Origin of the sequence: Reyranella sp., from assembly GCF_052439685.1 — a bacterium.
Classification (GTDB): domain Bacteria; phylum Pseudomonadota; class Alphaproteobacteria; order Reyranellales; family Reyranellaceae; genus Reyranella.
The window spans coordinates 60,870-78,247 of record NZ_JBQVQG010000023.1 but is presented as its reverse complement, the minus strand read 5'-3'; the positions used below and the strand labels follow the sequence as shown (position 1 = coordinate 78,247).

At 65.3% G+C, this 17,378-nt stretch carries 17 protein-coding genes and 1 tRNA gene; 13 read left to right on the top strand and 5 right to left on the bottom strand.

The window, feature by feature from the left end; all coding sequences use genetic code 11:
* Positions 1–347: 347 nt before the first annotated feature.
* Complete coding sequence (locus ACT6UX_RS23455; protein ID WP_444777571.1) at positions 348–488, top strand: hypothetical protein; 141 nt, start codon at positions 348–350, stop codon at positions 486–488.
* Positions 489–1,117: 629 nt separating this feature from the next.
* Positions 1,118–1,339, top strand: coding sequence for a hypothetical protein (locus ACT6UX_RS23450; protein ID WP_444777570.1), 222 nt, complete (start codon positions 1,118–1,120; stop codon positions 1,337–1,339).
* Positions 1,340–1,731: 392 nt separating this feature from the next.
* Here ACT6UX_RS23450 and ACT6UX_RS23445 read toward each other — a convergent pair.
* Positions 1,732–1,808, bottom strand: a tRNA-Pro gene (locus ACT6UX_RS23445).
* Between the two features lie 118 nt (positions 1,809–1,926).
* Between ACT6UX_RS23445 and ACT6UX_RS23440 the strand changes: the two genes are divergently transcribed.
* Entirely contained in the window at positions 1,927–2,751 is an 825-nt protein-coding gene (locus tag ACT6UX_RS23440) for an aspartate dehydrogenase (protein ID WP_444777569.1), read from the top strand.
* A gap of 3 nt (positions 2,752–2,754) precedes the next feature.
* Here ACT6UX_RS23440 and ACT6UX_RS23435 read toward each other — a convergent pair whose 3' ends face one another.
* Together ACT6UX_RS23435 and glpD are read right to left on the bottom strand one after the other, a co-directional pair.
* Positions 2,755–3,330 (bottom strand): Spy/CpxP family protein refolding chaperone, encoded by a 576-nt coding sequence (locus ACT6UX_RS23435; protein WP_444777568.1) that lies wholly within the window; start codon positions 3,328–3,330, stop codon positions 2,755–2,757.
* 76 nt (positions 3,331–3,406) lie between these two features.
* On the bottom strand, positions 3,407–4,945 hold the full coding sequence (gene glpD / locus ACT6UX_RS23430; RefSeq protein WP_444777567.1) for a glycerol-3-phosphate dehydrogenase: 1,539 nt from the start codon (positions 4,943–4,945) through the stop codon (positions 3,407–3,409).
* Positions 4,946–4,997: 52 nt separating this feature from the next.
* On the opposite strand from glpD, the gene ACT6UX_RS23425 reads away from it, so the two are divergent.
* The 6 genes from ACT6UX_RS23425 (at position 4,998) to ACT6UX_RS23400 (ending at position 12,394) form a co-directional block, all read left to right on the top strand.
* On the top strand, positions 4,998–5,273 hold the full coding sequence (locus tag ACT6UX_RS23425) for a hypothetical protein (protein WP_444777566.1): 276 nt from the start codon (positions 4,998–5,000) through the stop codon (positions 5,271–5,273).
* A gap of 115 nt (positions 5,274–5,388) precedes the next feature.
* Positions 5,389–6,312 (top strand): glycine--tRNA ligase subunit alpha, encoded by a 924-nt coding sequence (locus tag ACT6UX_RS23420; protein WP_444777565.1) that lies wholly within the window; start codon positions 5,389–5,391, stop codon positions 6,310–6,312.
* Position 6,313: 1 nt separating this feature from the next.
* Positions 6,314–8,365 (top strand): glycine--tRNA ligase subunit beta, encoded by a 2,052-nt coding sequence (gene glyS / locus ACT6UX_RS23415; protein ID WP_444777564.1) that lies wholly within the window; start codon positions 6,314–6,316, stop codon positions 8,363–8,365.
* Positions 8,366–8,367: 2 nt separating this feature from the next.
* Positions 8,368–11,043, top strand: coding sequence for a pyruvate, phosphate dikinase (ppdK, locus tag ACT6UX_RS23410; protein ID WP_444777563.1), 2,676 nt, complete (start codon positions 8,368–8,370; stop codon positions 11,041–11,043).
* The gene (locus tag ACT6UX_RS23405) at positions 11,040–11,969 is read left to right on the top strand and encodes an ArgK/MeaB family GTPase (protein WP_444777562.1); all 930 of its coding nucleotides are present in this window, start codon (positions 11,040–11,042) and stop codon (positions 11,967–11,969) included. The genes ppdK and ACT6UX_RS23405 overlap by 4 nt, the downstream gene beginning before the upstream one ends.
* On the top strand, positions 11,969–12,394 hold the full coding sequence (locus ACT6UX_RS23400) for an HIT family protein (protein ID WP_444777561.1): 426 nt from the start codon (positions 11,969–11,971) through the stop codon (positions 12,392–12,394). Before ACT6UX_RS23405 ends, ACT6UX_RS23400 begins: the two co-directional genes overlap by 1 nt.
* Here ACT6UX_RS23400 and ACT6UX_RS23395 read toward each other — a convergent pair.
* Positions 12,391–13,353: a LysR family transcriptional regulator gene (locus tag ACT6UX_RS23395; protein WP_444777560.1), complete on the bottom strand. Its 963-nt coding sequence runs from the start codon at positions 13,351–13,353 to the stop codon at positions 12,391–12,393. The genes ACT6UX_RS23400 and ACT6UX_RS23395 overlap by 4 nt on opposite strands.
* A gap of 230 nt (positions 13,354–13,583) precedes the next feature.
* Here ACT6UX_RS23395 and ACT6UX_RS23390 point away from each other — a divergent pair, with 230 nt between their 5' ends.
* The 4 genes from ACT6UX_RS23390 to ACT6UX_RS23375 all read left to right on the top strand — a co-directional run bounded on the left by ACT6UX_RS23390 (position 13,584) and on the right by ACT6UX_RS23375 (position 16,470).
* Complete coding sequence (locus ACT6UX_RS23390; protein WP_444777559.1) at positions 13,584–14,879, top strand: hypothetical protein; 1,296 nt, start codon at positions 13,584–13,586, stop codon at positions 14,877–14,879.
* 91 nt (positions 14,880–14,970) lie between these two features.
* Positions 14,971–15,498, top strand: coding sequence for a GNAT family N-acetyltransferase (locus ACT6UX_RS23385; RefSeq protein ID WP_444777558.1), 528 nt, complete (start codon positions 14,971–14,973; stop codon positions 15,496–15,498).
* Positions 15,499–15,512: 14 nt separating this feature from the next.
* Positions 15,513–16,079, top strand: a complete 567-nt coding sequence (locus tag ACT6UX_RS23380) for a GNAT family N-acetyltransferase (RefSeq protein ID WP_444777557.1) — start codon at positions 15,513–15,515, stop codon at positions 16,077–16,079.
* Between the two features lie 127 nt (positions 16,080–16,206).
* Positions 16,207–16,470 carry a hypothetical protein gene (locus ACT6UX_RS23375; RefSeq protein ID WP_444777556.1) on the top strand — a complete coding sequence of 88 codons (264 nt, stop codon included), beginning with the start codon at positions 16,207–16,209 and terminating at the stop codon, positions 16,468–16,470.
* A 4-nt stretch (positions 16,471–16,474) separates the two neighbouring features.
* Here ACT6UX_RS23375 and ACT6UX_RS23370 read toward each other — a convergent pair whose 3' ends face one another.
* Entirely contained in the window at positions 16,475–17,374 is a 900-nt protein-coding gene (locus tag ACT6UX_RS23370; protein ID WP_444777555.1) for an efflux RND transporter periplasmic adaptor subunit, read from the bottom strand.
* Positions 17,375–17,378 lie beyond the last annotated feature (4 nt).

The following is a 17,378-nucleotide window of genomic DNA, read 5'->3' as shown; positions in this document are numbered from 1 at the left end:
TGCCCCGGCCTGTGAGGCGATGCGGCCGGGCTTCCCGGTGCGCGAGATCACCTATGACGGCAAAGCCGACACGCCGCAGACCGTGGCCGAGGTGCGCGCCGCCAACGGTCGGGCCCGCTCGCTCAATGCCCGGTTCGTCGCGACGTGCCCGTGATCGGCCGTCTCGCCGGCCTGTCGGCGGTCGCTCTCAGCGCCGCCACCTTCACCGCCCTCGCGCACGGTGACGCCGCCTGGATCATGGCGAGCCCCGCTTCGTCGACCGCGACGGCGTCCACTGCTGCGGCCCGTCGGATTGCCGCCGCGAGCACGCCGCCAAGTTCCGCGAGACGCCGGCCGGCGTCGAGATCGTGACCGGCGCCGGCGACGTCGTCCTGATGCCGCGCCGCCTGGTCGGGCAGGGGCTCTATCCGTCGATCGATCAGGACTGGTGGGTCTGCGTTCGCGGCGGCGTCGTGCGGTGTGTGTTCAAGCCGACGACGGGAGGGTGAGCCATCTGCGCCACAGCGGAAAATGGCTCGGTCCACTCTGCCTGTCGTATGCGACCTGCTAGCAGGATCGCTCCACCGTCAGTCAGGAAGGCGGGAAGACCGTCACCCCTTAAGCCTCGTTTCGCCGCTACCCTCGGGCCTCCTGCAGAAGGCTGACCTACTCTACGGCGCGGCGGATTGATTAACACAAAACCGCAGGCGATGCGATCACGACGAACCTGCGCCACGGCGCACAAGAGGTCGGGGTCTGGATTCGTCCGGAGCCGACATGCCCGACGAGGGCGTACTCCTCCCAAACTTGCCCGCTCCGGCCAACTGTACGATTTCATCGTACGGTTCGCTGGGGCGGGCTTTTTCTCGTTTCAGGCAAGGTGGATCGAACGGGTTACATAAGGCCGCTCACTTCGCCGCCGTCTTGTCGGTACATCCGCACTACACTCGGCCTTCAGCGGTGCGCCTGTCATGACAATTGCAGGCGCAGCCCCAAATGTCGAAATTCCGAAATTCTGGAAACACCCGTTCCGGCCCCGGAAACATTGGCTTTTCGGCGTGCAGTAGGTAAGGAATCCTTGCCACCAGCCCTCCCGCCCAGCCGAGAAACCCAACACCGCCGCCCCCGTTGCCCGCCCATGCCCTCCAAATCCGAGTCCCTGGCGCTGCACATCATGCGGTCCCTGTACGATGCCACCGCCGGCCGGCCGATGCAGTGGCGGTCGCTGGCCGGGCTCTCCGATGTCGCCGAGACCCGCGAGGCCGTGCAGCTTGCCGTCGATCGCGGCTGGCTGCTGGTCGAGGGCGGGCATAGTGTCTGCCTCACGGACGAGGGGCGGCAGTTGTTACACGCGGTGTAAGTGCTGCGGGCCGGATTCCCCGGCTGTCCTGCGCATTTCAGCGTAGAAGGCGGGCCTCATCCCCGCATGCACGTCATGCCGCCGCAGCCCGACCATCATATCGAACCTGTGCAATTCTTGCACGAGTTCGCCGGCAAAGAACCGGTCTCCGCCGAACCGGCCGCCCGTGGCAGCCATTTGGCGGCCAGACAGCCGCCGTCCATGTCGCGCGCACTCCGGGGCCTCCGGGCGGGGTCGCGCTCAGCGGGGCGATTTGGGCGGGTGGCGGGCCATCTTGCGGGCGCCGATCCTGCCGGCCTTTTCCCAAACACGACTTCCAAACAGAGACGGCGGGCCTTTCGACCCGCCGTCTCGTCTCGCCGCTAAAAGCCCGTCGTATGGGCCTTTTATATTGGTCGGAGCGAGAGGATTCGAACCTCCGGCCCCTAGCTCCCGAAGCTAGTGCTCTACCAGGCTGAGCTACGCTCCGTCAGGATTTGCGGACTCCGGCCCGCGGCGAGGCCGGGGTTATAGCCGCCACCCCGGTGGGTCGCAAGGGCCGAGCGTGCCCGCTATAGTCGCCCCGTGATTCGGGTCCAGGGGGATAGATGGCGAAGGAAAAGCGGCTGAAGATCGCGCTGATCGGCTACGGCGCCATCAGTCAGATGCTGTTCGACGTGTTTCGCGAGAAGAAGCCGCCGATCGATATCGTGGGTGTCCTGGTGCGGAAGGGCAGGGTCGCGGCCACCCAGAAGAAGCTCGGCAAGAAGGTCGCTGTCGTCGATGACCTGAAGTCCCTGCTGAAGCTCAAGCCCGACGTGGTGGTCGAAGCGGCAAGCCAGCAGGCGGTGCGCGACTGGGGCGAGACCATCCTGAAAAAGGGCATCGATTTCATGGTGATCGCCACCGGCGCCTACGGCGACCCGGCGCTGTGGAAGAAGCACCTGAAGGCGGCGGAGAAGGGCGGCGCGCGCCTTCGGCTGCCGGCAGGTGCCATCGCCGGCCTGGACGGGCTGCTCGCCATGCGGCTGGGGACACTGGAGCGGGTGAAGTACATCTCGATCAAGCCGCCGCATGCTTGGGCGGGCACGCCGGCCGAGACCGAGTTCGATCTGCCGTCGATCAAGGAACCGACCGTGATCTTCCGCGGCTCGCCCGCCGATGCCGGCCGGCTCTACCCGAAGAATGCCAATCTGGCAGTAACGGTGGCGCTGTGCGGCGCGGGGCTCGAGAAGACGGAGATCGAGTTGGTGGCCGATCCGACCCTGCCGCCGGGGACCAATGCCAGCAAGCTGGAAGTCGTCTCCGATTCAGGCGAACTGAAGCTCGAACGGCTGGGACGTGCCATGCCGGACAATCCCAAGACCGGCGTCCTCACGGCTCTCACCATGGCGGACGACCTGATGAAGATCGTCCGCCACAGCGACTGGTAGGGATCAGCGCGGGCCGGGGCGGCTCATCGCCGCGCCGGCGCGATGGGCGAAGCCCATTCGCGGACGGTCGAGGATGGCCTTCTGCTCGGCCGTCAGGACGGCGACCAGCGCGGTCAGCGACGGCTTCACCGCTTCGATCGTCGAGATCCGGGCCTTCATGACGTCCTCTTCCATCGTAAGACGCTCGAGATAGGTCGGGCGCTCCTTCATCTCGGTCGGCAGGGTCTGGCAGCGGGCCATCGACTTGGCGCTGGCCTCGTCGGCTGCCTTCTCGAAGGCGGCCCAGGTGGCCATCTGGTCGGGCTTCAGTTCAAGCCGGGCCTTCAGGTAAGCGCGGTCGCCGATGCGGCGGGCGGCCATGTCGAGGCACATCGACTTGGGCGAGAAGCTGCGCTCGAGACGCGCGGCCCCTCTTTCGCCGGGCGTGCGCTCGCCCCGCGCGCCCGGGGGCGGCGGCGTGGCCTGTGCGAGCTCGATCATGTCGTCATCGAACAAGTCGAATGCTGAGGCAGGCGCGGTGAAGGCGAAGCCCGCCGCCAGGACGAGAGCGGTGGGCAGGACCAGGGAACGGATCGACATCGGGAACCTCACCAAAGAAGGGTAGTTCCCGGGGTACGGACCGAAAGCGCGAAGCGTGCCCGGGCCGGAAGTTAAGTTATGTAAAGTTCAGCCGCTGCTCGGCCAGCCAGCGTGCGAATGCCTCGCGTTGTTCCGCCGTCATGTGCAGCCCCTCCTTGGTCCGCCGCCAGAGCACATCCTCGGGATCGACGGCCCATTCGTCGCGCACCAGATGGCGCACCTCGACTTCGTAGAGCGAGCCGCCGAAATGGCGGCCGAGATCGGCGACGGTCTTCACGTTTTCGAGCAGGTCGTCGAGGCCCGAGCCATGGCGCCGAGCGAGGATGCGAACCAATTCCTTCGGCAGGCCGGGCTTTATGGCGGCGGCGCCGTCCACGAACCTGTCGAAGGCCTCTTCGAAGGTCGGCGCGTCGGCCATCTCGCCGTCATAGACGGCGCGGCCGTCGGTCCAGGGGCCACCCATGCGAGGGAAATAGGGTTCCAAGTCGCGCAGTGCATGCTCGGCCAGTCGACGATAGGTCGTGATCTTCCCCCCGAACACCGAGAGGATGGGGGCCCTGCCCTGCGGGGAGCCGTCGACCTCGAGGTGATAGTCGCGCGTCACCTTCGAGGGGTTGTCGTCACCGTCGTCGAACAGGGGGCGGACACCGGAATAGGTCCAGACCACATCTTCCGGTCGAACCGGCTTGGCCATGTAGCGGCTGGCGAGGTCGCAGAGGTAGGCGATCTCTTCTGGTGAGCAGACCGGGTGCTCGCCTTCCTGGACCGCGATGTCGGTGGTGCCGATGAGCGAGAATTCGCGCTCGTAGGGAATGACGAACACGATGCGGTTGTCGCTGTTCTGCAGGATGAAGGCGTGGTCGCCATCGTAGAGCTTGGGCACGATAATGTGGCTGCCCTTCACGAGGCGTACTCGCTTGGGCGTCTTGATCTCGGTCTGCTCGTCGAGGAAGTGCTTCACCCAGGGGCCCGCGGCGTTCACGAGGGCGCGCGCCCGGAGGTGCACGGGCGCGCCACCTGGGCCTTCCAGGTCGATGTGCCAGAGCTTGCCGTCGTCGCTGCGGCGGGCCGAGACGCAGCGGTGGCGGGCATAGATCGCGGCCCCCATCGCGCGCGCCGACTTGAGGTTGGAAATCACCAGCCGCGCATCGTCGACCCAGGCGTCGGAATAGACGAACCCCTTCTGGAAACTGGGCTTCAGGCCGGCTCCGAACTTCGACCTGGGCAGGTCGACCTGGATCGACTTGGGGAGGGTCATGTGCCAGTCGAGATGATCGTAGAGCCAGAGTCCGAGCCGCAGCATCCAGCGGGGCCGCAGATGCGGCTCGTAGGGCAGCACGAAGCGCAGGGGCCAGGAGAGATGCGGCGCTTTGGCCAGCAGCACCTCGCGCTCCTGCAGCGCCTCGCGGACCAGGCGGAATTCGTAGGTTTCCAGGTAGCGCAAGCCGCCATGGATGAGTTTCGTCGCCTTCGATGAGGTCGCGCTGGCGAAATCGTTCATTTCGCAGAGCCCGACCGTCAGCGCCCGCCCCGCCGCGTCGCAGGCGATGCCCGCCCCATTGATGCCGCCGCCGACCACGAACAGGTCGAGCGGCCGATCCTCCGTCACACTCATCGTCTATCTATAGCCCGCTTGACCAGGTTCTGCAGGAACCGCAAAAGGCCGCATGGGTTTCCTGCTCAAGATTGCGCTGTTCGGCCTGGCCCTCTACGGCGTGTACAGGACTTTCCGGCACTGGAAGGGTCTTTTCGACCGCTTCACCGGCAGCGATCTGCCGCAGCGCCCACCACCGCCTCCGCCGGCTCCGGTGCCCCCCGAAGCGCCGCCAGCGCCCCTGCGCAAACCCGTAGTGATCGAAGATACCGTCCAGTGCGCTGGCTGCGGTGCCTACATCCCGACCACTGCTGAAAAATGCGGCCAATGCGGTCGTCCACGGCCATAAGGCCGCAGCGAACCACCAGCCTTGACCGGCTGGGGGGTGGAACCTATTTTGCCGCACCGCAAAAACGGCCATAAGTTGCGGAAATAAAAGGCCTTTAGAGCTTCGGGGAATACTGGTGTCGAACCCCTCAACAGCGCGCGGGAAACCGACGTGCTTTCAGGAACTGATTCTCACCCTGCAGGACTATTGGGCGGCGCAGGGCTGCCTGATCCTCCAGCCGTTCGACATGGAGATGGGCGCCGGGACCTTCCACACCGCGACGACCCTGCGCGCGCTCGGGCCGAAGCCCTGGTACGCGGCCTATGTGCAGCCGTCGCGCCGTCCTGGTGATGGTCGCTACGGCGAAAACCCCATGCGGCTGCAGCACTACTACCAGTTCCAGGCCATCCTGAAGCCATCGCCACCCGACATCCTCGAACGCTACCTGGGGTCGCTCCAGGCGATTGGCATCGACACGACGCTGCACGATATCCGCTTCGTCGAGGACGACTGGGAGAGCCCGACCCTGGGCGCCTGGGGGCTGGGTTGGGAAGTCTGGTGCGACGGCATGGAGATCACGCAGTTCACCTACTTCCAGCAGGTGGGCGGCATCGAGGTCGACCTGGTGGCGGGCGAGATCACCTACGGTCTCGAGCGGCTGGCCATGTACCTGTTCGACAAGAAGTCGGTCTACGAGCTTCCGTATAATCGCGCTGACTCGGACGTGCCCCTGACCTATGGCGACGTCTTCCTGCAGAACGAGCGGGAACAGTCGGCCTACAATTTCGAGCATGCCGACACCGAGATGCTGTTCCGTCACTTCGCAGATGCCGAAAAGGAAAGCGGCCGGCTGGTCGAGAAGAAACTGCCGCTGCCGGCCTATGAGCAGTGCATCAAGGCATCGCACGCCTTCAACCTGCTCGATGCCCGCGGCGTCATCAGCGTGGCGGAGCGTCAGAGCTACATTCTGCGCGTGCGCGAAATCGCCAAGGCCTGCTGCGAAGCCTGGCTGGCGACGCAAACGAAGCCTGCCCTGAGCGCCGTCGAAGGGGCTGCCTGAGATGGCCGAGTTGCTTCTTGAACTGCTCTCCGAGGAAATTCCCGCGCGCATGCAGACGCGTGCGGCTGAAGATCTGAAGCGTTTGATCTGTGACGGGCTGAAGGGCGCCGGCATCGGCTTCGAGACGGCTCGGGCTTTTGCGACGCCGCGGCGTCTCGCGCTCGTCGTCGAGGGCATCCCTGCCGTCCGCGATGATGTCAGCGAAGAAAAGCGCGGGCCGCGCGTCGGTGCGCCCGACCAGGCCGTGCAGGGCTTCCTGAAAGGTGCGGGCCTGGCTTCGCTCGACCAGGCCGAGAAGCGTGACACCGGCAAAGGCGAGTTCTGGTTCGCCGTGATCACGAAGAAGGGCGGGCTGACGGCCGACGCTCTTGGGTCGGTGATCGATGCCGCGCTGAAAGCGCTGCCTTGGCCCAAGTCGATGAAGTGGGGCAGCAGCACCATGCACTGGGTGCGCCCGCTTCAGTCCATCGTCGCGCTGTTCGACGGCACGGTGCTGAAAGGCGAAGTTTCACCGGGCGGCCAGATGGCGCCGATCGCCTTTGGCGCCACGACGCGCGGCCATCGTTTCCTGTCGAAGGGCGCGTTCGAGGTCGTGGGCTTCGCCGACTACGCGGCCAAGCTGCGAGAGGCGCATGTCATCCTGGACACCGCTGAGCGCAAGTCGATCATCCTCGATGGCGCGCGCAAGCTTTGCGCGGACGCGCAGATCACGCTGAACGAGGACGAGGGCTTGCTCGAGGAAGTGGCCGGCCTGACCGAATGGCCGGTGCCGATGCTGGGTGCCATCGACGCCCAGTTCATGGACGTGCCGCCAGAAGTGCTGATTGTATCGATGAAGGTGCACCTGCGCTTTTTCACAACGGCCAAGGCCGACGGAACGCTGGCCAACCGCTTCGTCGTGGTCGCGAACAACGTGGCGCGCGACGGCGGCAAGACGATCGTCGCCGGCAACGAGCGCGTGCTGCGCGGCCGTCTCGCCGACGCCAAGTTCTTCTGGGATCAGGATCGCAAGACAACCCTGGAAAGCCGCCTGCCGGCCTTGAAGCAGGTCGTGTTCCACGCCAAGCTCGGCACCCAGGCCGAGCGGGTCGAGCGCATCGTGGCGCTGGCCACCGAGATCGCGAAATTGGTTCCGGGTGCCGACGGTGCGGCGGTCGAGCAGGCGGCGCGGCTCTGTAAGGCCGATCTGGTCACCGGTATGGTCGGCGAGTTCCCGGAGTTGCAGGGCGTCATGGGCCGCTACTACGCGTTGGGCGAGAAGCTGCCGGCTTCCGTCGCCGATGCGATCGGCGACCATTACACGCCGGCAGGTCCCACCGACCGCTGTCCGGCGGCGCCGGTGTCGATCGCCGTCGCACTGGCCGACAAGCTCGACGCGTTGACCTCGTTCTGGGCGATCGGCGAGAAGCCCACGGGCTCGCGCGATCCCTTTGCGCTGCGCCGCGCCGCGCTCGGCGTCATCCGGATCGTGGTTGAGAACAATCTTCGGCTGCCGCTCAAGCCGTTCCTCAAGGCCGACGATCTGCTCGCCTTCTTCGCCGATCGACTCAAGGTCCAGATGCGTGAGAAGGGTGTGCGTCACGACGTGGTCGACGCCGTCGTCTCCGTTGGCGGCGAGGACGATCTCGTCCGGCTGCTCGCCCGGGTTGAGGCATTGCAGGCGTTCCTCGGCACCGAGGCGGGCCGGAACCTTCTCACCGCCTATGGCCGAGCGGCCAACATCGTTCGGGCAGAAGAGAAGAAGGAAAAGGGGCTCGCGGCAAAGATCGCCGGTGCACCCGATGCCGCTCTGCTGGAACAAGCGGAGGAGAAAACCGTTGCTTCCGCCTTGGACCAGGTGGCGCGTGCGGTGAAGCCGGCGCTCGCCGCCGAGGATTTCGCGGGTGCCATGGCGGCCTTCGCGGGCCTGCGCGGGCCGATCGACGCCCTGTTCGACAAGGTCACGGTCAACGTGACGGACAGGCCGGAGGTTCGCCTGAACAGGCTGAAACTGCTCAACCAGATTCGCGCCACCATGGATGCGGTGGCCGATTTTTCGAAGATCGAGGGCTAAGAATGGCCAAGTGGGTCTACAGTTTCGGGGATGGCAAGGCCGAGGGCCGTGCCGACATGCGCAACCTGCTGGGTGGCAAGGGCGCCAATCTGGCCGAGATGTCGAGCCTCGGCCTGCCGGTGCCGCCGGGCTTCACCATCACCACCGAGCTCTGCACCTACTTCTACGACAACAAGAAGACCTATCCGCCCGAACTCAAAGACGAGGTGGAGAAGGCGCTCGCCCAGGTCGAGAAGGTCGTGGGCACGCATTTCGGCGATCCGGCCAACCCGCTGCTGGTGTCGGTCCGCTCGGGCGCGCGCGCCTCGATGCCGGCCATGCAGGACACGGTGCTGCACCTCGGCCTCAACGTCAAGACTGTGCTCGGCCTTGCCAAGTCGTCGGGCGACGAGCGCTTCGCCTGGGACAGTTACCGCCGCTTCATCCAGATGTACTCCAACGTCGTGCTCGACGTCGGGCATCACTATTTCGAGGAGGCGCTCGAGATCAAGAAAGAGGATCTCGGTGTCTCCATGGACACTGACCTCAAGGCCGCCGACTGGCGGGCGATCGTGGCCGAGTACAAGAAGCTGGTGGAGAAGCGCACCGGCAAGCCGTTCCCCCAGGAGCCGCGCGAGCAGTTGTGGGGCGCCGTCGGTGCGGTTTTCGATTCGTGGATGAACCAGCGGGCGATCACCTACCGCCGCCTGCATGCGATCCCCGAAAGCTGGGGCACCGCCGTCAACGTCCAGGCCATGGTCTTCGGCAACATGGGTGAGGATTGCGCCACTGGCGTCGCCTTCACGCGCGATCCCTCCACAGGGACCAACCTGTTCTACGGCGAGTATCTCGTGAACGCGCAGGGTGAGGACGTGGTCGCGGGCATCCGCACGCCGCAGCACCTCACCGTGCAGGGCAAGCTCGCCCAGAAGTCCGATGCGCCGGCCATGGAAGAGGTCATGCCGGAAGTGTTCAAGCAACTCGACAGCGTGCGTCAGCGGCTCGAGCGGCACTATCACGATATGCAGGACATCGAGTTCACGGTGCAGCGCGGCAAGCTCTACATGCTGCAGACGCGCAACGGCAAGCGCACTGCCAAGGCCGCCCTCAAGATCGCTGTCGACATGGTGCGCGAGGGATTGATCGACAAGCGCGAGGCCGTGTCGCGCATCGTGCCGGCCTCGCTCGACCAGCTCCTGCATCCGACGCTCGACCCCAAGGCTGCCCGCAAGGTGATTTCCAAGGGCCTGCCGGCGTCGCCGGGTGCGGCGTCGGGTAAGGTGGTGTTCACCGCCGACGATGCCGAGAAGCAGGCACGTGGGGGGGAGAAGGTCATTCTCGTGCGTCGCGAGACCAGCCCCGAGGACATCCACGGCATGCATGCCGCCGAGGGTATCCTGACCTCGACTGGCGGCATGACCAGCCACGCCGCCGTGGTTGCGCGCGGCATGGGCAAGCCCTGCGTCGCGGGCGCCGGCGACGTGCGCATCGACGGCAAGGCCGGCACGCTCAGCGTGCGCGGGACGGTGGTGAAGACCGGCGACACCCTCACGCTCGACGGCAGTACCGGCGAGATCATTCTCGGCGTTGTGCCGACCGTGCAGCCCGAGCTCAGCGGCGACTTCTCCCAGCTCATGGAATGGGCCGACGAGTTCCGCAAACTCGGCATTCGCACCAATGCCGAGACTCCGGCCGACGCGGCCCAGGCGCGCAAGTTCGGAGCCGAGGGCATCGGCCTCTGCCGCACCGAGCACATGTTCTTCGAAGGCGATCGCATCGTGGCGGTGCGCCAGATGATCTTGGCCGACGACGAGACGAGCCGGCGCGCGGCGCTGGCGAAGATTCAGCCCATGCAGCGCCAGGATTTCGTCGAGCTGTTCGAGATCATGGCCGGTCTGCCCGTCACGATCCGCCTGCTCGACCCGCCGCTGCACGAGTTCCTGCCGAAGACGGCGGCGGAGATGGAGGTCGTGGCCAAGGACCTCGGCGTCGATCTGAAGGAGATCGAGGAGCGCGCCAACAAGCTGCACGAGTTCAATCCCATGCTCGGGCATCGCGGCGTACGTCTCGGCATCTCTTATCCGGAAATCTACGAGATGCAGGCCCGCGCCATCTTCGAGGCCGTGGCGGAAGTCCAGAAGAAGGCCGGCAAGACCGTCATCCCGGAAATCATGATTCCGCTGGTGGCGACGAAGAAGGAGCTCGACCTGATGAAGGTCGTGATCGACCAGGTCGCCGAGGAAGTCAGCAGCTCGTCGGGCCAGAAGCTCGAGTATCTGGTCGGCACCATGATCGAGCTACCGCGCGCGGCGCTGCGGGCCGGCGACATTGCGGAGTCAGCCGAGTTCTTCTCCTTCGGCACAAACGACCTGACGCAGACTACCTTCGGCCTCAGCCGCGACGACTCGGCCTCGTTCCTGGAGAAATACCAGCAGCGGGGCATCTTCGAGCACGATCCGTTTGCCTCGCTCGACATCGAGGGCGTGGGCGAACTGATCGAGATCGCGACGGAGCGCGGACGCAAGGTGCGCAACAGCCTGAAGCTTGGCATCTGCGGCGAGCATGGCGGCGATCCGGCCTCGGTCTTCTTCTGCCACAAGGCCGGCCTCGATTACGTCTCCTGTTCGCCCTACCGCGTGCCGATCGCGCGATTGGCGGCGGCGCAGGCGGCCCTGGGCGGCCCGCTCAAGACCGAATGACGCTGGCGGCGCTCCGCACGGACGGCAAGCGGGCGCTGGCCGCCGCCCTTGCCGGCCTGGAGCGCGATCCGGACAGTGAGACGTCGCAGGCGCTGCTCGACGCGGCCTGGCGCGAGCCACGCGCCCATGTGGTGGGCGTCACCGGGCCGCCGGGCGTCGGAAAATCCTCTCTGTGCGCCGCGATGGTCGCGGCGTGGCGACGGGCAGGCAGGACTGTCGGCGTCATCGCGGTCGACCCCTCATCGCGCACGAGCGGCGGGGCCCTGCTCGGTGACCGCGTCCGCATTGCCCATGACGGCTCTGACGAGGGCAGCTTCGTGCGATCGATGGCGGCCCGCGATCGGCTGGGCGGGCTCGCGGACCAGACGGTGGCGGCGATGGTCGTGATGCGGGCGCTGTTCGACCGGGTGCTGATCGAGACGGTCGGCGTGGGCCAGTCCGAGACCGATGTGGCGGGCGTGGCCGATACGGTGCTCTTCTGCGTCCAGCCCGGCTCTGGTGATTCGCTGCAGTTCATGAAGGCGGGCATCGTCGAGATCCCGCACTTGGTCGTCGTCACCAAGGCGGACATGGGCGCCCCGGCCGAACGCGCGCGTGCCGACGTGGCGGGCGCGCTTTCCCTCGCCACCGCGGGCGGCAGCGACTGGGCGGTGAAGGTCCTAGCCGCATCGTCGCGCAGCGGTGCGGGGATGGATCGGCTCATGGACGCGCTCGAGGCGCATCGGGATTACCTGTCGGGGGACGGCCGGCTGGCGGTGGCGCGTCATCACCAGGGCGAAGGCTGGGTCGCCCAGTCGCTGCGCGACCGGTTCGGCCGGGATGGTATTGCCAGGCTCGGGCGGCTGGGGCTTGATCTGTCGCTGAGGCCCGGCGCGCAGCCCTTCCAGCGGCTGCGTGAGCTCGGTGCCGTCCTGGAGAGACCGTGATGAGCCATCCGACCGATGAAAGCTGCATCTTTTGCAAGATCGTGGCCGGGCAGCTCCCCTGCTTCAAGCTGTTCGAGGACGAGGCGACCATCGCCTTCATGGACATCAATCCGGTCAATCCCGGTCATGCCCTGGCTGTCGCCAAGGGCCACTGGCCGACCATCGACGTCATTCCGGCCGACGTTCTGGCCGCCGTCGCGCAGACGGCGCAACGCGTCGCGAAGGCTGCGATGCGCGCGCTCGAGCCGAGCGGCGTCAATCTCCTGCAATCCAACGGGGCGGGAGCCGGGCAGAGCGTGCCTCATCTCCACGTACATATCCTGCCGCGCCATCCGGGCGACAAGGTCAGGTTCAACTGGACCTACACGCCCGGGGACAAGGCCGAAATCCAGGCGATCTGCGAAAGGTTGAAGGCCGCCCTCTAGGCCGCCGCCATCGACCGGCTGCTGCGCGGCGTGGTTGAGAACCACTCGCGTTCGTCCTGGCGGAACTGCTCGCGCACATAGTCGATCACGGTGCGGATTCGCGCACCCTTGTTGGTCTCTTCGTGGCTGACCAGCCAGATGTCGCGGACGATCCTGAGATTGATCGGTGCGGCAACCAGGTTCGACGACTTGGCAATGTAGTCGGGGAACACCGAGATTCCGTAGCCGGTCTGCACCGCTTCCATGGCGGCATAGGAGGAGTTGGTGCGGAGGACCACCGAAGTGCTACGCTCGACCACTTCGCTCCATGGCTTCATGGCGGGCAGACTGTGCAGGGTCGTGTGGTCGACGACATGGTGGTCGCGCATGTCGTCGAGCGTCTGCGGCAGGCCGTACTGCTCGATGTAGGACGGCGCGGCGAAGATCGACATGTTGACCTGACCGACGCGCGCCGCGACCAGCTGGTTGGAGGTCGGGCGAAAGAAGCGGATGGCCAGGTCGGCCTGACGGGTGGCGAGGTCCAGTACCTGGTCGCCGGCGATCACCTGCACGATGATGTCGGGATGGGTGCGGCGCAGCACGCCGAGGCGCGGCACCAGCCAGTGCGCGGCAATGCCCTCAGTTGCGGCGATGCGCACTATTCCGGCCATTTCCCGGTCGAGCCCGGCGAGATGCCGCTCGATCGAGGTGGCATTGGACATCATCGATTCGGCCTGCGAGAGCACGCCGCGGGCGGCGGGCGTGACTTCCATGCCGTGGCGATGACGGTCGAACAACTTGGCACCCAGGCGACGCTCGAGCGCCTGAATCCGGCGCCCGACGGTCGTCTGCTTGGTGTTCAACTGGGTCGCGGCCGCGCTGAAGCTTCCTGTCTTCGCAACTGCGAGAAAGAAACGCACATCGTCCCAGTCGCCGAGGATATTCGGCACCTTATTCTTGCGCGGAGGAAGGGTAACCATGGCGACAATCGATACAATTAGAGTTGCGCCCACGCATATCTGACGCGAGCCTTGTATTCTACCCTACACCATTATCAGTGAAATGTCGTTTTCTGTCCTACTTTTAGAGGGTTAGGCCGCTCCTCTGACCCCTACGGACCCTTCGGCACTTCCAGTTCACGTATTCGCGGGTCAATTTTTCGGTTGTATGTATCCGGATTGTCGCTCGGAACGAGACAGGAGTGCTGCCCGTGGCCGCTATCGGCTCTGACGGAAAATCGACGCCAGCCGGCGTTCGCGCCGCCCAAATCAGCCGCTATCTGCGCAGTCCATCGACGCGAATGGCCGCCTTTGGCGGACTTTTAACATACTTGAGCTATGCGTACGCGCACGGCAGTTGGGCTAACCCCGTCCTGATCTGCGTGTCAATCTTCGTCGGGATATTCCTGCCAAGCTACGCCAAGCTCAGTAACAAGGCTGAACTATGGGCCAACAACCGGTTTGGCTTCGTAACGGCCGGCCGGCTTGGGCGGTTCATCCCACAGTTGGCGTTCAACCTGGTGATGTTCTGGCTAATGTTGTGGGGGGGTGCGCTCAACCAGCTCGGGATGGCGTCCGTGGGCGGCATTGCCGGCGCGGCGCTGGTCACGACCCTGGCTTCACAGGGCACGCAGTATCTCGGCGGCTATCTCGTCGCGCGAGGGATCGGCGACGCGAATCGCAACACCTTGGTCGGGATCCTGATCAACGTCACCCTTGCCGGGTTGGGCACGGCGGGCGTGCCGGGCGCGCGCGAGGCGTTCCTATTCCTGGGGTTCGGCCTGGGCGGTGCCTTGTTCGTCGTCGGCCTGCTGTCGGACATCCGCTCGGTGGCGGCGCCGAAGGGCGGCATCGGATTGTTCTTCGGTACGTACAATCCCTTCCACAACAGCCATCTCGCCCTGCTCCGGACGGCCATCGAGCAGCGTGGCCTGGACAAGGTCATCATCCATCCCGTCCTGATCCCCAAGCTGCACGTCGATGCCTTTCGCAAGGGCGAGATTCGGGTGGGCCATCTGAAGGACGGCTTCCAGATCTACGAGAAGACCGAGAAGGCCGATTCGAACGTCGACTATTTTCCGACGGGCAACGTCTTCCTGCCCCCGGAAACACGTGTGGCGCTGATCGAACTGGCGCTCGCCGAGGCCGGCATGGCCGCCAAGGTCGAGGTCGCGGTCTATTCCGACATCTACTACGGCAAGGGCTTCCAGGGTGTCATTGCCGAGATCAAGCGGCGCCACCCTGCTGTCCGGTTGCACATCATCCACGGCACCGATTTCGGCGGCATGCTCGTACGTCAGATCGCCGATGAATGTGGATGGATCTACCCGTGGTGCATCCTGCGCCGGGACCAAGTTTCGGCCACCGCAATCCGTCGCGGTGCGAAGGGCATGACGCCGCCGATCGTGACCGATGTTCTTGACCAGATTTCACAGAATCTACCGACAATTTCGGCCGGTGGTCGAAGCTTCCGCAACGACAATGGTGTCTTGACCGAAAGGAACTGAAATGACCCAACACGCGACAACAGATCTGGGAAACCGGCCTGAGATCACGATCAAGCTCGCATCGACGTCTGACGAGATGATGCAGTGCTTCATGCTACGCGCGGCCGTCTTCATGGGCGAGCAGCAGTGCCCCTACTGGGAGGAGTATGACGGCAACGACTACACGGCCAGTCACCTCATCCTGTATGTCGACGGCGAACCGGCCGCTTCCATCCGCGTACGGTGGTTTGCCAATTTTGCCAAACTGGAACGGGCCATCATCCTGAAGCGCTACCGGTCGTACGGCCTGTTCCTGCCGTTCGTCCATTGGGCAAAGGAATTCTGCCGCAAGAAGGGTTACCCCAAGGCATACCTGCACGGGCAGAAGCGCCTGTGGCCGATCTTCGAACGCGACGGCTTCCGCAAAGTCGACGACAAGATCTTCCACTTCTCCGATCACGAGTATGGCGCATTCGCCTGCGATCTCGATGTTGGCGAGGATTCCCCGACCGTGACGACCGACCCCATGGTGCTGAACCGGCCCGAGGATCAGCTCGATATGCCGGGAATCCTGGAGGAGTCGATGGAGCGGGGGACTTCGAACCCGCACGCGGGTTGGACAGAACGGCGCGCGACCTGAGAGGAGTGACGGAGATGAACAGCAAGACGACGACCATTGGCGGCCAGGCCGTCACAGTGAAGCTCGCGATGAAGATGGAAGACTCGCTGCAGGCCTTTGCCGTGCGCGCGGCCTGCTTCATCGGCGAACAGGATATCCCCTACTCGGAGGAGTTCGACGGTCACGATTTCGGCGCCACCCACATCCTCGCGTGTCTGGGCGAAGAACCGGTGGGCACCGTCCGGCTGCGCTGGTTCAAGTCGTTCGCCATGCCGGAGCGGCTGGCGGTGATGCAGCGCTTCCGGGGTAACGGCATCGGCCAGCTCCTGATCGAGCGCTGCCGCCAGCTCGCGGAAAGCCGCGGCGCCAACACCCTCTATACCCAGGCGCTGCCGCAGGACGTCAGTTACTGGGAAAAGCAAGGCTGGCGCCGCCTCGACGCCGAAGACACCGGCAAGGGGCTGAAGCGCTTGGTGGCGATGGTTCGGCCGGTCGATCCGAGCAGGCCGTTGCCGGATGCCGACGCGCCCGAGCAGGTGACCCTGCGCAACGAGCCGCAGGTCGATACGTCGGGCCTGCCCGTCGGTGGCGACCGCCGCTGAGCCCCACGAAGGTCGGAGGGCGATCACGCCGGATCGCTCTCGCCAGCCCTTTTTTTTGAGTACGCTGGGGACCACCGGCGATATGCTGGAGGTAGGGGAGCGACCGTGGGATGCAAGGCGGGGAAACATGAGGGATGTCTTCGAGATCATCGTCGAACCGAGGGGTCGGCGCCGTCGTAGTCGCGCGCCGCTTTCCGAGAAGCAGCGGGCAGCGGCGCTGTTCCGGGTGTGGCATGGGGTGCGCGACATGATCGAAGAGGCCGAGCGGCTCGGCGACAGCGAACTGGTGCACTTTCTCGCGGTATCCCAGCTTCTCGTCGAGGAGAGGATCACGACGCTCACGAGCGGCGTGCCAGCCTTCGCCATCGTCGATACCTCGCTGCCCAACTAGGCGATCACCGAAGCGGTGCGGGGCTAGCGGGCCGATCACGCCTTGGCGGCGTCGGATCCACTTCGACCGTTATAGTGAGGCCGGCAACGAGGCGGACACCTTCTGGCACGTGCGAAAGGCGAACGCGTACCGGCACCCGCTGCGCGAGACGCACCCACGTGAAAATCGGATTGACGATGGCGAGGCCGAGTTGGTCTGGCCTTGCATTCGCGACGTTGATCCCTCGGGCGATACTCTCGACGTCGCCAAGCATGAGCTCGTCATAGCCCATGAGCTTCATGCGAACCGGGGCGCCCTCCCGGATGCGGGCAAGCTGCGGCTCCTCGAAGTAGGCGTCGACCCAGAAGGAATTCGCGTCGACGACGGACACGACGTTGACTCCGGTGTTGGCATAGTCACCGAGCTGGACAAGCAGATTGGTGACCCAGCCATCAACGGGCGACCGGATTTGCGTGCGCTCGAGGTTGACCCTCGCCTGGTGAAGGTTGGCGACGGCCTGCTGGTATTGGGCCTGGTTCGCCAGGGCACGGGTCGCAAAGTTCTGCTGCTCCTCTTTCGAGACGGCTTCCGCACTCAGCTTCGCGCGCCGATCGGATTGAATGTTTGCATTCTGAGCGGTCACCTCCGCCTGCTTCAAGGCAGCCTCGGCCAATTCCACGGCGATCCGGTAGTTCGTCGGATCGATGGTGACGAGCACGTCGCCCTTGTGCACGAACTGGTTGTCCCGGGCGCCAACATCGACGATCTGGCCCGGGACCTGCGGGGCCATCGTGACGACATAGCTGCGAACGACGCCATCCCGCGTCCAGGGTGTGCCCATGTATTCCCGCCACATCGCCCAGGACAGCCCGATCGCGGCTGCCACCACGACGAGGGTCGCGCTTATACGAATGAGCTGCGTCACGCGT

Excerpts from the sequence above, each read along its gene's own strand:
- ACT6UX_RS23380 (WP_444777557.1), top strand. The coding sequence starts at position 15,513 with ATGAACAGCAAGACGACGACCATTGGCGGCCAGGCCGTCACAGTGAAG.
- ACT6UX_RS23405 (WP_444777562.1), top strand. The coding sequence starts at position 11,040 with ATGACGCTGGCGGCGCTCCGCACGGACGGCAAGCGGGCGCTGGCCGCC.
- ppdK (WP_444777563.1), top strand. The coding sequence starts at position 8,368 with ATGGCCAAGTGGGTCTACAGTTTCGGGGATGGCAAGGCCGAGGGCCGT.
- glyS (WP_444777564.1), top strand. The coding sequence starts at position 6,314 with ATGGCCGAGTTGCTTCTTGAACTGCTCTCCGAGGAAATTCCCGCGCGC.
- ACT6UX_RS23395 (WP_444777560.1), bottom strand. The coding sequence starts at position 13,353 with ATGGTTACCCTTCCTCCGCGCAAGAATAAGGTGCCGAATATCCTCGGC.
- ACT6UX_RS23375 (WP_444777556.1), top strand. The coding sequence starts at position 16,207 with ATGAGGGATGTCTTCGAGATCATCGTCGAACCGAGGGGTCGGCGCCGT.
- ACT6UX_RS23425 (WP_444777566.1), top strand. The coding sequence starts at position 4,998 with ATGGGTTTCCTGCTCAAGATTGCGCTGTTCGGCCTGGCCCTCTACGGC.
- ACT6UX_RS23450 (WP_444777570.1), top strand. The coding sequence starts at position 1,118 with ATGCCCTCCAAATCCGAGTCCCTGGCGCTGCACATCATGCGGTCCCTG.
- ACT6UX_RS23435 (WP_444777568.1), bottom strand. The coding sequence starts at position 3,330 with ATGTCGATCCGTTCCCTGGTCCTGCCCACCGCTCTCGTCCTGGCGGCG.
- glpD (WP_444777567.1), bottom strand. The coding sequence starts at position 4,945 with ATGAGTGTGACGGAGGATCGGCCGCTCGACCTGTTCGTGGTCGGCGGC.
- ACT6UX_RS23385 (WP_444777558.1), top strand. The coding sequence starts at position 14,971 with ATGCTACGCGCGGCCGTCTTCATGGGCGAGCAGCAGTGCCCCTACTGG.
- ACT6UX_RS23440 (WP_444777569.1), top strand. The coding sequence starts at position 1,927 with ATGGCGAAGGAAAAGCGGCTGAAGATCGCGCTGATCGGCTACGGCGCC.
- ACT6UX_RS23400 (WP_444777561.1), top strand. The coding sequence starts at position 11,969 with ATGAGCCATCCGACCGATGAAAGCTGCATCTTTTGCAAGATCGTGGCC.